Raw genomic sequence first — 13734 nt, forward strand, 5'->3', positions numbered from 1 at the left:
GTCCGATCACCGGCCGATCACGGAGCGGTGGGAGGTGCGCTGCCGCAGGGAATCTCGGTGGGCGTCTCGGGCGTCGGCACGGGGTCGACCGGATCGGACGCGTGGGCCGGCCACGATGCCGGTCGCGCCTCGGAGCACGGGTCGGCGACGGGTGTGCGGTCGGGCGACGGCACCGGCGACGGCGGGGGCGCCACGGCGGTCTGCAGTCCGGGCGCGGAGCGTTCCGCTTGCACGCCGCTGCTCACCGCGACGGCCAGTCCCCCACCCAGCAGGGCGACGAGCGCGACGAGCGTGGCCAGCAGGACGGTGCCGCGACGACGGTTCGTGGGCGCGGCGACGACCGTCGGGGTACGGCGGGCGGCTGCGACGAGCGCGGCGCCGGTCGCGCGGTGCCAGGGCACCCCGTGCGGAGTCACGAAGGGAACACCGAGGACGGTGGCGAGTTCTCGAGCCGGACGGGCGTCGCCGGGACGCAGATCGAGGAACACCACGGCGTCGGGCGAGGTGCCGGCGCGGGCGACCGCTTCGTCCATCGCCTCGGGCAGGGACTGTGTGTAGGGACCGAACTCGTCGCCGTCGGGACTCACCGTGGACAGCACCGTGCGCGAGGGGACGTCGACCATCGATGCGGATTCGACGCCGTAGGTGCGGGTGTGCAGGGCCAGGACTGGCAGTTCCGCGAGTTCGGGTGCGCCGGCGAGGAAGGCCAGTCGCGCTTCGTCGAGCAGGACCGAGTCGACGTCGATACCGAGTACGGCCCGTACGGCCTCGGTGACCGGTTCGGCGTCATCGTCGTTCTCGGGACCGGTCACCACCGCGGCTGCGGACAAAGTCAGCGACGCCGCGGCGGCACGTTCCGCCATGGCGGAGGCGGCAGCGGCGGCGGCCTCGGCCGGTGTGTCCCCGGGTGCGCCGAAGCCCCGCTGGGAGTCGAACGGACCGAGACTCGGAACGTCGGCATCGACAAGGACCGCGCACACTTCACCGTCGTCGACGGAGATGCCGAGCATCGGGCGCATCTGTTCGTCCCTCCACGGCTGCCAGCACGAATCACGACGGCCCGAGCGGCCGTCGCTCGGACGAGCCTAACCGACATCCGGGCCTACTCCCGGTAACAACCGACGGTGAGTCCGACGGTCGCGGCGACGTAACTGCCGAAGGTGATGTACGAGCCGTCGGACGCGAACATCCGGACGGCGAAACCGGTGTCCGGAGGCAGCACATGACGACCGTGGAAGCCCGCCCGCGCGGCGGTGTCCTCGAAGACCCTGGCCGCGCGGTCGAGTTCGTCGACCGGCACCGGCCGTCCCGAGCCGTGGATCGGAAGATGCACCGTCAGGCCCGAGGTGCCGTCGGGCAGCGTGCATCCCGCCGTGGTGCTCGCGTACTTCGGTTCGAAGCGCACGCCGGGGAACTCGGCGGACAGTGCGGTGAGGACGTCGCGCTGCACGGCGGTGTAGAACTCGACCGCGCCCGCGCTGGTCGTGGCGACCGGTTCGGGCATCGCGACCGGTGTCACCATGGTGGTGCACGCGGCGAGCAGTGATGCCGGCAGGACGACGCACGCCCCGAGCCGGGAACTCCACGCAGAGGTCACGGCGTACTCCGTTCTGCGGTGCCCGCGACGACACCGGCGATGTGGTGGGAACTCGACGTTCCGGGGGTGAGATACGAACTGTGGCCGGTGATGCCCACGAGCGGGACTCCGGCGGTGGTGGTGCCGGGACCGGCGGGAAGATGCGTCACGCCGTCGAGGAAGCTCGGGTCGCCACCGAAGGTTCCGACGTCGGCGACGATGTCGCATTCGGCTTCGACGAGATAGGCGGAGCCGGGTGGGATCCGCAGGTCGGTCACGTCGCCGGTCCCGATCCCCGGAGCCCCGACGAACACCGCGGCATCGACCGCACCGGTCTCCCTCAGCGCCAGACCGGAGACGACGGCCCCGTAGGAATGCCCGACCGTGGTGATACGCGGGTCGTCGGGGCGCGAGGCCGCGATGCCGTCGAGGAAGTCGACCAGGCGAGGCGCGGCGATCCGGGCGGCGAGGTCGGAGACCGGACTGCGCTCGGTGAACGCGAGACCCCATCCCCAGTGGGGCGCCTGGTAGTTCAGCCAGGTGACCGCCGCGACGGAGGGATCGCCGCCGGTGAGGTGGAGCCGAGCGGCGTCGCGCAGCGCCGCGACCTGCGTGTCGTAGCCCTGCAGATTGCCCTGCACGGTGGAACCTGCGCCGGGGACGAAGACGGCCAGGTGGTCGGCGGTGTCGACGTCCCCGACGGCCACCGCCGCCATCGCTTCGCGTCCGGACAGGTCGAGGGCGATCAGTTGCCGGTCGCCGTGGGCGAGGGTCGCGTCGATCGCGTCGAGGGCCTCGATCTTCCGCTCTGTCTGTTCGAGCCCGGCATCGGCGTCGGTGAACAGTCCGGTGACGCCGAGACGGTCGATCACGCTGCCACCGAGGAAGATTGCGTCGAGCTCGGCCCGCAGTTGCGTCGCCACGGATTGGAGGCGGCGACGTTCGTCGTCGAGCAGGGCACGATTGGCGAGATCGCGAGCCGCAGCGGGTAGTCCGTCGAGGGCGCCGATCCGTTCGGGATGTTCGGCGACCAGCGCGGTGCGTGCCGTGTCGTCGAGCCCGTTCCACCACTGCGCGACCTGCACGGGATCGGTGGCCGGATCCGGCAGGGCCGGCAGCGTCGTCGATCCGGACCGCGCGATCGCGGTGTGTAGGCGATCCTGTTCGCCGAGAACCGTTCCCGGCGGCTCGGATTCGACACTCAGGCGAGCGGCGGCCTCGCGGTCGAGCCCATCGGCACGGACGAGCAGCGATCGCAGCGACGCCGCGAGCAGTTCGTCGGCGTCGAGCGGGAAACCCCGCGCGGCGGCCCTGGTCTGCAGCTCGCCCAGTTCGGCGTGCAGTGCCCGCAGTCGCGGCACGACGAACCGCGCACACGCGGACACGCGCCGATACGACTCGGCCTGTGCCGCGAGATCCCGCCCGTACGAGGCGAATGCGGACGTCGCTCCGTCATGCGCCGCACCGCTCCAGGCGTCGCCGAAGGACGCCGACCGCGCGACGTCGCCGGCCACGGCGTCGACGGCGTCGGCACATGCCGCGAGCTCGGTCGCCGTGCGCTCGAGCGCATCCGGATCCCACCCCGCCAGATCGTCCACCTGCACACCCCCACCCCCTGCCGCGGAAGCATAAGGGGCACCGACGACGANGTCGCTGTGGACAACTCCACTGCCTGTGGACAACTCGTGTCCCACAGGCACTTTCTGCCTACATGTCGCTGATCGCCTCGAGCGGCGGCGTCTTCGCCGCACGCTGGCCGGGCCACAGCGCCGCGAGGACACCGATGATGCCGGACGCGACGAGCATGCCGACGACCTGCGACCACGGCACCGAGATGATGTCGAGTCCCTGATCGGCGAGGGTGCGCACGAACGCCCAGCCGAATGCGAGACCGAGCACGACACCCACGACAGCACCGAAGACCGCGATGAGCAGCGACTCCAGGTAGATCGTGCGACGTACCTGGGCGCGTTGCATACCGACGGCGCGGAGCATGCCGATCTCCCGTCGCCGTTCCACCACCGACAGCGCGAGGGTGTTGACGATGCCGAGGATGGCGATGACCACGGCGAGGGCGAGCAGGCCGTAGAGGATCGCGAGGAGCATGTCGATCTGCTGCGCCTGCTGCCCCTTGAACTGCTCACGGTCGAGGACCTGCACGATCACGTAGTCCTTGACGGCCTCCTCGATCGACGCGCGCACGGTCTCCGGATCGGCACCGTCGACGGTGTTCATGAGGACGACGAGCGCCGACCGGTTGTTCGGCGGCGTGAACTGCTCGAACAGCTCCTGCGAGACGACCCACGGACCGATCAGCTGGTTGTCGGTGAAGATGCCGGCGACCGTGGTGTCGACGGTGTCGCCGTCGCGGCTGGTGAGCGGAACGGTGGAGCCCACTTCCCAGCCGTGGTCGTCCGCCGAGGTCTGCGAGACGAGGATCTCGTTCCCGGTCACCTCGAAGGCTCCCGCGACCATGTCCAGGTCGAGAACGTCCTGGAGGGGTCCGCCCGCTCCGGTGCCGAACTCGAAGTCCTCGTCGATCTTAGCCTGCACGCCGTAGGCGGGCACGACCTCCTCGATGCCGTCCACCCCGCGGACCGCCTCGGCGGCGGGGGCCGGGACACCGAACATCTGCGGTCCAGTGAGCATGAAGTCCGCCTCGACCCCGTTGTCGACGAGCGCGTCGACACTGGCCTTCGCCGACGACCCGAACACCCCGATGACGGAGACGAGCATCAGCCCCAGGGTGAGGGCGAACGCGGTCGCGGCGGTGCGACGCGGATTGCGGGTCGCATTGGTGCGCGCGAGCCGGCCGATCGCCCCGAAGGGCCGAGCGAAGACCGCACCGAGCGCGTTCACGACGGGCCGGGACAACGCCGGCGCCGCGAACAGCACCGACAGGATCAGCAGGAAGGCGCCGATACCGACGGTCGTGGCCGCGCCGCCACCGACCTGCTGTGCGCCCACCACGACGAGCGCCGCACCGACGATCGCGCAGAGCACACCGATGATCGTGCGGATGCGCAGCGACTCGACGGTCGCTGTGGATTCCTCGCGCATCGCGGCGACGGGCGGAACGTGGGTCGCGCGCCGCGCCGGGGCGTAGGCGCTGACCATCGTCACGACCACGCCGACGAGCAGCGCGACGATCACGGTGCGCGGGGACAACTGCAGCGGGCCCGACGGCAGTCCGAGATCCGCGGCGTTCAGTGCCGCGCGCAGACCGTAGGCGAGCGCGACGCCCGCGGCGATACCGATGATGCTGCCGATCAGGCCGACGACGAAGGCCTCGAGGGTGACCGACCGGCCGACCTGCTTGCGGCTCGCGCCGATCGCGCGGAGCAGGGCGAGTTCGCGCAGTCGCTGGGCGACGATCATCGAGAAGGTGTTGTAGATGATGAACGTGCCGACGAGCAGTGCGATCGCACCGAACGCGAGCAGGAAGTAGTTGAGGAAGTTCAGGGCCTCGGCGACCTGCGACTTGGTCTCCTCGGTGACCTCGGCTCCGGTCTGCACCTTCAGGTCGGGCAGCGCCGCGGCGATCTCGTCGCGCAGCTGCTCGCGCGAGAGCGAACCGTCGCCCGCGACATCGAGGAAGCCGACGTGCCGGCCGTCGGTGAACAGCTGCGAGGCCTGTTCCTCGGTGAACAACGCACCGATGTAGCCGCCGGTGTCGGTCTCGAGTTCGTAGATGCCGCTGACGGTTACCGGCACCATGCCCTGCGAGATGGTGAGCACGGTCGTGCTGTCGCCGATCGAGAGATCACCACGTTCGGCCGCGCTCTCGTTGAGCGCGATCCGACCGCTCTCCGCGGGCGGTCCACCGGCCACGAAGGTCTCCGGTTCGCCGACGAGACGGTCGGGCGGGATGTAGGCGTAGCCCTCGGCGGGTGCGCCTCCGGTCTGGATCGCGGCGCCCTCGGAGTCGAGGACGATGATGCCGCCACCGATCGACGGGGACGTGCGCTCGACGCCGGGGAGGGCGGCGACCTGGTCGACGGCCTCGATCGGGACACCGCTGGTGCCGTACTGCTCGGTGCTGACGCGGACGTCGACGCCCTGGGCGACGTCGCCGAAGATGCCGTCGAAGGTGCGCTGCAGTGTGTCGGTGAAGACGAACGAACCGGTGATGAAGGCCGTGCCGAGCACCACGGAGAGCACGGTCAGGGCGAGTCGCACCTTGTGTGCGGCGAGGTTGCGCAGGGCAACCCTGCGGATGGGATTCCCACTCATCGCGGTGTCTCCTATTCCGCCACGGGAGCCGCGGAGGCGGGATCGAACTGCTTCATCCGGTCGAGCACTCGCTCGGCCGTCGGTTCGCGCATCTCGTCGACGATGCGTCCGTCGGCGAGGAACACCACGCGGTCGGCGTAGCCGGCGGCGCGCGGGTCGTGGGTGACGATCACGACGGTCTGGTCGAACTCGTCGACGGCCGCCCGCAGGATGGACAGCACCTCACCGGACGAGCGGGAGTCGAGGTTGCCGGTCGGCTCGTCGCCGAAGATGATCTCGGGCCGGCCCGCGAGGGCACGCGCGCACGCGACACGCTGCTGCTGGCCACCGGACAGTTCGCCGGGGCGGTGCCCGAGACGGTCGGTGAGACCGAGACGGGTGACGACGGTGTCGAGCCATTCCTGATCGATCTTGCGGCCCGCGATGTCCACCGGGAGGGTGATGTTCTCGAGCGCGGTGAGGGTGGGGACGAGGTTGAACGCCTGGAAGACGAAGCCGATGCGGTCGCGCCGCAGCTGGGTCATCCCCTTGTCGGACAGGGTCGTCAGATCGGTGTCGCCGATGAAGACCGCTCCGGAGGTCGCGCTGTCGAGACCTGCGAGGCAGTGCATGAGGGTCGACTTGCCCGATCCGGAGGGACCCATGATCGCGGTGAACTCACCGGCGGCGAAATCCGCGGTCACACCGTCGAGGGCGTGTACCGCGGTTTCTCCGGTTCCGTAGATCTTCTTCAGGTCCTGGGCGCGGGCTGCTGGGGCCGAGTGCAGTGGCATGCACCCATCTTCCCGGTGCCGGGACCACTGCACCATCGGGGAGGACCCCGATCTTCGATTCGGGGATACGGGTGTATGCCGGGGCGGTGGCTCAGGCCCAGCGTGCCTGGCCTCCGTCCAGCGGGATCGTCGCGCCGGTGAGATAGCGTGCGTCGTCGCTCACAATCCACGCCACGGCGCGCCCGATGTCCTCCTCGGGGTCGCCGATTCGGCGGAGCGGGATGGTTTGCACGAACTCGGCGGCCTCCTCCGGGTTCGTCTCCGTCCACCATTTCAGGCCCGGCGAAAGGGCGTGTGGGGCGATGGCATTGACTCGGATGCCGTCGACTCCCCATTCGGACGCCGCGGTGCGGGTCAGCGACCGCAGTGCCTCCTTGGTCGAGGCGTAACCGCCGTAACCACTCGCGTCCCAGCGCACCGCCGCGGAGGTGACCATGTTGACGACCGACCCGCCGCCGCGTTCCTTCATGATCGGGTGGACGAGCTGCATGGCGTGCAGCGCCGCGAGCGGACCCGAGCGGTACGCCTTCTCCAGCACGGCCGGCTTCAGGTCGAGCAGCGGCCCGAGCGGATTGAAGCTCGCGTTGTTGACGAGGACGTCGACACCTCCGAAGGCCCTGACCGTGCGGTCCACCGCGGCGGCGATCGCATCCGGATCGGCGATGTCGCACACGACCGGCTCGGCGGTGCCACCGAAGGCGCGGATCTGCTCGGCGGTGTCGATCAGCTTCGACTCGGTCCGGCCGGCGACCGCGATGGCTACGCCTTCGCGGGCCAGCGCGAACGCAACCCCCTGACCGATCCCCTGACCTGCGCCGGTGATCAGCGCGACCCTGCCGTCGAGTTTCCTGCCGTCGAGTTTGCCGCCTTCGAGTGTGCCCATGCGAGGAGTCGAGCAGATTCCGGGCACGTCCGGGTATTGCGGTCCCGGTCGGCGGGACACTGGCCTAACCTGTGGCACATGCGGATAGGTGCGCACGTCCGGCAGGACGACGATCCCATCGGTCAGGGCGAGCATCTCGGTGCCGATCTGGTGCAGGTGTTCCTGTCGGACCCGCAGAAGTGGACGAAGCCCGGTGAGCATCCGCGCACCGAGGAGATCCTCGCGTCGGACGTCGACGTGGTGGTGCACTCGCCGTACGTCATCAACGTGGCGAGCCTGAACAACAGGGTGCGGATGCCGTCGCGCAAGGCCGTCGCCGACCACGCCGAGGCGGCCGCGCGGATCGGCGCGCTCGGGCTGGTGGTCCACGGCGGGCACGTGCGCGCGGGTGAGGACGTCGCCGCCGGGGTCGAGAACTGGCGCAAGCTGTTCGAACGGCAGGAGGACAAGGGCGGGTTCGGGGTGCCGATCCTCGTCGAGAACACCGCGGGCGGCGATTTCGCGATGGCCCGCTACATCGACGCGATCGGGCGTCTGTGGGACGCCATCGGCGACTACGGTCCCGGCTTCTGCCTCGACACCTGCCACGCCTGGGCGGCCGGGGAGGATCTCGTCGGTGTCGTCGAACGGGTGCGTGCGGTCACCGGCCGGATCGATCTGGTGCACCTGAACAATTCGCGTGACGAGTTCGATTCGGCCCGCGACCGGCACGCCAATCTCGCCGACGGGCAGATCGACCCGCAGTTGCTCGCGGAGATCGCGGTGCAGGCCGACGCACCGATCGTGCTCGAGACCCCGGCGGAGGGACTCGCCGAGGACATCGCCTTCCTGCGGGAGCACTCGACCTGACGACGCACTCCGTTCTACGTTTGCGTCGTGCGCGGACCGATGCACCGTGTCGACGGCGCGCCTCTGTCTCCGACCGAAGCGCACGCCCCCGAAGCTGCGGTCACATGCCGGGCAGGTCGCCGGTCAGATAGTGTTGCACGGTGGGGGCGACGATCCCGACGAGCTGCTCCGACGGCATCGACGCGAGCGGTTCGAGTCCGATGATGTAGCGCACCAGCATGATCCCGGTCATCTGGGTGGCCACCAGTTCGGCCCGCAGCCAGCCGGTGCCGACGGGACGGTCGATACGCTCGAACAGCGGTGCGAGCGCGACTTCCAGCAGGAACGAGCGGATCAGACCGCTGTCGCCCCCGGCGATCTGCGCACGGAACATCGCCACGGCCGCGTCGCGGTGCGGGGAGTCCCACACACCGAGAAGTGCGGTCACGAGGGCACGGCCGAGATCCTCGGGTGCGGCCGCGTAGACGGGGGCGAGGACGTCGCGCGGATCGACCGGCAGCGCGATGGACGCGGTGAACAGCTGCAGCTTGGTGCCGAAGTAGTGGTGCACGAGCGCCGGGTCCACCCCGGCACCGGCTGCGACAGCACGCACCGTCGTCTTGTCGAATCCGTTGGCGGCGAACAGTTCCCGGGCGCTCGCGAGGATGTCGTCGCGCGCACCCGAGTTCCCGGGACGGCGGCCGGGGCGCCGCGTCCCGGCCTCGCTCGTCACGGGGTGCGACGGCGCAGCGTCGCCGCACCGAGCGTGAGGGCCGCGGCGGCGAACGCCGCGACGACGATCAGATCCCGCACCATGACGCCGGTGACCCCCGGGTTCACAGTGATCTCCTGCAGCGCCTCCACCGCGTAGCTCAACGGCAGTGCGTTGCTGATCCAGCGCAGCCAGTCGGGCAGATCGTCCCGGGCGACGAGCAACCCGCACAGCAGGAACTGCGGAATGACGATCACCGGCATGAACTGCACGGCCTGGAACTCGGTGCGGGCGAAGGCGCTGCACAGCAGCCCCAGGGAGACCCCGAGGACGGCGACGAGAACCGCGACGACCAGCACCCACAGCACCGATCCGGCGCTGGTGACGTCCAGCAGCCAGAAGGCCACCACGCATGCGAGACCGGCCTGGACGGCCGCCGCGAGCGAGAAAGCGCTGCCGTAACCGGCGAGCAGGTCGAGTTTCGTCAGCGGTGTCGTGAGTAGCCGTTCGAGGGTGCCCGAACTGCGCTCGCGTTGCATCGCGATGGAGGTGACCAGGAACATCACGACGAACGGGAGGATCCCGAGCATCGTGACGGCGATCCGGTCGAACAGCGAGACTCCGCCCGGACCGGTGGGGGCGTTCTGGTACATGAAGTACAGCAGCGTCATCAGCAGGCTCGGGACGAGCACGATCATCGCGACGGTGCGATGGTCGGCCCGCAGTTGACGCAGGATGCGGGTGGTCGTGGTGGCATAGATGACGGCGCTCACGGTCGTGCTCCCGTCCGGTTCCGGATGAGTCGGAGAAAAGCGTTCTCGAGGCCCGTCTCCCCTGTCTGTTCGCGCAGTTCGACCGGGGTCAGCTGGGCCACCAGTCGGCCTTCGCGCAGGAGGACGAGCTCGTCGCAGTGGTCGGCCTCGTCCATGACGTGGCTCGACACGAGCAGGGTGGTGCCGCGGTCGGCGAGCGCGCGGAAGTGCTCCCACAGCTCGGCGCGCAGCAGTGGATCGAGTCCGACGGTGGGTTCGTCGAGCACGAGCAGTTCGGGATCGCCCACCAGCGCACACGCGAGCGACACCCGGCCGAGCTGGCCGCCGGAGAGGGCCGCCGTCCGGTTGCCGGCGTGGTCGGTGAGCCCGACCGCCGCGAGGGTGTCGGCGACCGCGGCACCCTTCCGCCCGTAGAGGGAGGCGAAATAGGAGACGTTCTCGGTGACGGTCAGGTCGGGGTAGACGCTCGGCGACTGGGTGACGTAACCGATGCGGCGGCGCAGTTCGGCGCTGCCCGCGCGCAGGCCCAGCACCGTGACCGTGCCGGATTCGACGATCTGGGTGCCGACGATCGTGCGCATCAGGGTGGTCTTCCCGCAGCCCGAGGGGCCTAGCAGTCCGGTGATCGACCCGCGCGGGACGCGCACGCTCACGTCCTCGAGAGCTCGGTGGGTGCCACGCCGGACGTGCAGGTCGCGGATGTCGACGGCGTCGGAGATGTGGTCGATGTTCATGGTCCACTCAATTCATTGAGTGTTGAAATCATCCTCGGATGAATTGTGCGCCTCACGTCTCGATCCGGTCAACCCCCGCGAGCGTCGCCAGGGGCCGCCGGCAGCTCCGACGTACCATGAGCCCCATGAAGCACACGCGTCTCGCCCTGGCCGTCACCGCAACAGCACTGGTCCTGGCGGGATGCTCCGCCGGCGGCGACGAGCCCGCGCCCTCCCCCGCCGTCTCGGTCGACACGTCGACGTCCTCGGCTCCCGAGACCACCACCTCCGACGAGGTCCCGCGCGACGCGCGCGAGAAGGTCTCCCCGGCCGGAGAGGGCGCGAAGCTCACCGTCGTCGACATCCGTACCGGACGTCACGAGGGCTTCGATCGCGTGGTCTACGAACTCGGCGGCGAGGGCACACCGGGATGGCGGGTCGGCTATGTCGACGAGCCGCTCCAGCAGGGCAGCGGCAACGAGGTCCCCGTCGCCGGCGACGCCGTGCTGCAGGTGCTCATCGACGGTTCGGCCTATCCGTTCGACAGCGGTGTCGAGCAGTACGCCGGCCCGGATCCCGTGCTCGCCGATGCCGGCGGATCCGTGGTGGAGGTCAGCGGGTCCGGTGTCTTCGAAGGTGTCACCCAGTCGTTCATCGGCGTCGCCGCGCACGGCACGCCGTTCTCGGTGTACTCCCTCACCGGACCGACCCGCGTGGTGATCGACGTGGCTCGCTGACGCCTCGTTCTGTCGTGGTGCGAGCCTAGGCTTGACCTCGAGCGCACTCGAGGTCCTAGCCTCGGCTGCGACCCGAGGAGGCCGACACCATGAGCATGGAAGTCACCGCGTGGAACGCGATGTACAACGCGATGCACGCCGAGAGCGACCGCAGGCCGTTCTCCCGAGCGAGCCTGCGGCGGATCGCCGAGTTCGCCCGGCCGCACCGCCGCAACATCACCTTCTATCTCGTCCTGAGCGTGACCATCGCGGCGCTCGGCGTCGCGACACCGGTACTCGCGGGGCGGGTGATCGACGCGATCGTCGACGGCGCCGCGGTCTCGGTCGTGGTGCTGCTCGCGGTGATCATCGCCGCGATCGCACTGATCGAGGCCGGCCTCGGGATCGCGAACCGCTGGTTGTCGGCGAGCATCGGCGAGGATCTCATCCTCGATCTGCGCACCACGGTCTTCGACCACGTGCAGCGCATGCCGGTCGCCTTCTTCACGAGAACCCGTACGGGCGCGCTCGTCTCGCGCCTGAACAACGACGTCATCGGTGCGCAGCGCGCCTTCAGCGACACCCTGTCCGGCGTGGTCGGCAACATCGTCACCCTCGCGATCACCCTGGTGGTGATGATCGGGATATCCTGGCAGATCACACTTCTCGCACTGCTACTGCTCCCGATCTTCGTGATTCCCGCCCGGCACATGGGCGCCCGGCTCGCGCAGCTCAGCCGGGAGGCCGCCAACCACAACTCGGTGATGAACACGCAGATGACCGAACGGTTCTCGGCTCCGGGCGCCACCCTGGTCAAGCTGTTCGGCCGTCCGGCGCAGGAGTCGAGGGAGTTCGCCGTCCGGGCGAAGCGGGTCCGCGACATCGGCGTGCGCACCGCGATGCTGCAGAGCGTGTTCGTCACGGCCCTGACACTGGTGTCCGCGCTCGCACTCGCACTCGTCTACGGCCTCGGCGGTTTCTATGCCCTGCGCGACCAGCTCGATCCCGGTTCGGTGGTCGCGATGGCGATGCTCCTCACGCGCCTGTACTCGCCGCTGACGGCGCTGGCCAGTGCTCGCATGGACGTCATGAGTGCGATGGTGAGCTTCGAGCGGGTCTTCGAGATCCTCAATCTGAAGCCGCTGATCGAGCAGTCGCCCGACGCCCGGCCGGTGCCCGACGGTCCGGTCTCGGTGGAACTCCGGGATGTCGCCTTCGCGTATCCGTCCGCCGACAAGGTCTCGCTCGCTTCCCTCGAGGAGGTCGCGGTCCTCGATTCCCGGGGCGGCGAAGAGGTGCTGCACGACGTGTCGTTCCGCGTGGAACCGGGCCGGATGGTCGCACTGGTCGGATCGTCCGGTGCGGGGAAATCGACCATCGCCCAACTGATCCCGCGACTGTACGATGTCGATTCCGGTGCCGTGCTGCTCGGCGGAGCGGACGTCCGCGAGCTGACCGCCGATTCGATCCGCGCGACGGTCGGGCTGGTCACCCAGGACGGTCACCTGTTCCACGACACGGTCCGCAACAACCTGCTGCTCGCCCGCCCCGAAGCCGGCGAGGACGAACTGTGGGACGCCCTGCGTCGCGCACGCCTCGAGCCCCTGATCGCGTCGTTGCCGAACGGACTCGACACGGTCGTCGGCGAACGCGGCTACCGGCTCTCGGGTGGTGAGCGTCAGCGGCTGACGATCGCGCGACTGCTGCTCGCCCATCCGCGGGTGGTAATCCTGGACGAGGCCACCGCCCATCTCGATTCGACCTCGGAGGCCGCTGTGCAGGAGGCGTTGACCGAGGCGCTCGAGGGTCGCACGTCGGTGGTCATCGCGCACCGCCTGTCGACCATCCGCGCCGCCGACGAGATCCTGGTCGTCGAGGCCGGGCGCATCGTCGAACGCGGCAACCACGACGATCTCCTGGCGGCGGGCGGCCGCTACGCCGAGCTCTATCGCACGCAGTTCGCCGATTCGGGACCGAAGGTGTCGGCGGGCGCCCCCATACTCGACGCATGAGCGCCCGAGAACACGACCTGTTGCTGAAGCTGCTCTCCAACCAGTTCGACGCCCTGCGCAACGCGCTGTCGGGCCTGACCGAGGATCAGGCCCGCAGCGCGCCGAGCGCATCGTCGATGAGCCTGGCGTCGCTGGTCAACCATCTCGTCGACGGTCTCGTCGCCACGGACGGCCGGATCCGCGGCGACAACCCTCGCGACGCCGACCCGGTCGCGGCATGGCAGGCCGGGTGGCGGGTCGAGGAGAGCGAGACGGTCGCCGACCAGCTCGCCCGCCTCGACGCCGAGGCCGAACGGTTCGCCGCGACGGTTCGCGCCGAAGCCGACCTCGGCCGGGTCGTCGAGATCTCCCCCGACGTCGCGCAGTGGCTCGATCAGGGCGAACCGTTCACCGTCCGGTTCCTGATCCTGCATCAGATCGAGGAGTGGGCCCGCCACGCCGGGCACGCCGACATCATCCGCGAATCGATCGACGGTGCCACTGCCGACGTCCTGGCGCAGCGGACGAGCTGACGG

13 protein-coding genes are annotated in these 13734 nt (G+C 69.7%); 4 read left to right on the forward strand and 9 right to left on the reverse strand.

What is annotated here, in order from left to right; translation table 11 throughout:
- Positions 1-17 precede the first annotated feature (17 nt).
- From ACLBYD_RS03315 to ACLBYD_RS03340, 6 genes are all read right to left on the reverse strand, one after another.
- A complete protein-coding gene (locus ACLBYD_RS03315) occupies positions 18-1019 on the reverse strand; it encodes a hypothetical protein (protein WP_447815395.1) in 1002 nt (333 codons plus the stop codon).
- Between the two features lie 83 nt (positions 1020-1102).
- Positions 1103-1597 (reverse strand): LppA family lipoprotein, encoded by a 495-nt coding sequence (locus ACLBYD_RS03320; RefSeq protein ID WP_447815396.1) that lies wholly within the window; start codon positions 1595-1597, stop codon positions 1103-1105.
- Positions 1594-3174 (reverse strand): alpha/beta hydrolase, encoded by a 1581-nt coding sequence (locus ACLBYD_RS03325; RefSeq protein ID WP_447815397.1) that lies wholly within the window; start codon positions 3172-3174, stop codon positions 1594-1596. The genes ACLBYD_RS03320 and ACLBYD_RS03325 overlap by 4 nt, the downstream gene beginning before the upstream one ends.
- Positions 3175-3283: 109 nt before the next feature.
- Complete coding sequence (locus ACLBYD_RS03330; protein WP_447815398.1) at positions 3284-5809, reverse strand: ABC transporter permease; 2526 nt, start codon at positions 5807-5809, stop codon at positions 3284-3286.
- A gap of 11 nt (positions 5810-5820) precedes the next feature.
- Positions 5821-6582: an ABC transporter ATP-binding protein gene (locus ACLBYD_RS03335; RefSeq protein WP_006553930.1), complete on the reverse strand. Its 762-nt coding sequence runs from the start codon at positions 6580-6582 to the stop codon at positions 5821-5823.
- Positions 6583-6673: 91 nt separating this feature from the next.
- Positions 6674-7465 carry an SDR family NAD(P)-dependent oxidoreductase gene (locus ACLBYD_RS03340; RefSeq protein ID WP_447815399.1) on the reverse strand — a complete coding sequence of 264 codons (792 nt, stop codon included), beginning with the start codon at positions 7463-7465 and terminating at the stop codon, positions 6674-6676.
- A 78-nt stretch (positions 7466-7543) separates the two neighbouring features.
- Here ACLBYD_RS03340 and ACLBYD_RS03345 point away from each other — a divergent pair, with 78 nt between their 5' ends.
- Positions 7544-8314, forward strand: coding sequence for a deoxyribonuclease IV (locus tag ACLBYD_RS03345; protein ID WP_268655389.1), 771 nt, complete (start codon positions 7544-7546; stop codon positions 8312-8314).
- Positions 8315-8414: 100 nt separating this feature from the next.
- Here the strand turns inward: ACLBYD_RS03345 and ACLBYD_RS03350 are convergent, their stop codons facing one another.
- Genes ACLBYD_RS03350 through ACLBYD_RS03360 form a run of 3 tightly spaced genes read right to left on the reverse strand, consistent with a single transcriptional unit; the run spans position 8415 to position 10512 of the window.
- On the reverse strand, positions 8415-9026 hold the full coding sequence (locus tag ACLBYD_RS03350) for a TetR/AcrR family transcriptional regulator (protein WP_447815400.1): 612 nt from the start codon (positions 9024-9026) through the stop codon (positions 8415-8417).
- Positions 9023-9778, reverse strand: coding sequence for an ABC transporter permease (locus ACLBYD_RS03355; protein WP_019288103.1), 756 nt, complete (start codon positions 9776-9778; stop codon positions 9023-9025). The genes ACLBYD_RS03350 and ACLBYD_RS03355 overlap by 4 nt, the downstream gene beginning before the upstream one ends.
- A complete protein-coding gene (locus ACLBYD_RS03360; RefSeq protein WP_447815401.1) occupies positions 9775-10512 on the reverse strand; it encodes an ABC transporter ATP-binding protein in 738 nt (245 codons plus the stop codon). The genes ACLBYD_RS03355 and ACLBYD_RS03360 overlap by 4 nt, the downstream gene beginning before the upstream one ends.
- Before the next feature lie 125 nt (positions 10513-10637).
- On the opposite strand from ACLBYD_RS03360, the gene ACLBYD_RS03365 reads away from it, so the two are divergent.
- From ACLBYD_RS03365 to ACLBYD_RS03375, 3 genes are all read left to right on the forward strand, one after another.
- Entirely contained in the window at positions 10638-11228 is a 591-nt protein-coding gene (locus ACLBYD_RS03365) for an AMIN-like domain-containing (lipo)protein (RefSeq protein ID WP_447815402.1), read from the forward strand.
- Between the two features lie 89 nt (positions 11229-11317).
- Positions 11318-13219, forward strand: coding sequence for an ABC transporter ATP-binding protein (locus tag ACLBYD_RS03370; RefSeq protein ID WP_447815403.1), 1902 nt, complete (start codon positions 11318-11320; stop codon positions 13217-13219).
- A complete protein-coding gene (locus ACLBYD_RS03375; RefSeq protein ID WP_447815404.1) occupies positions 13216-13731 on the forward strand; it encodes a mycothiol transferase in 516 nt (171 codons plus the stop codon). Before ACLBYD_RS03370 ends, ACLBYD_RS03375 begins: the two co-directional genes overlap by 4 nt.
- Positions 13732-13734 lie beyond the last annotated feature (3 nt).

The sequence above is a fragment of the Rhodococcus sp. C26F genome (genome assembly GCF_053345925.1).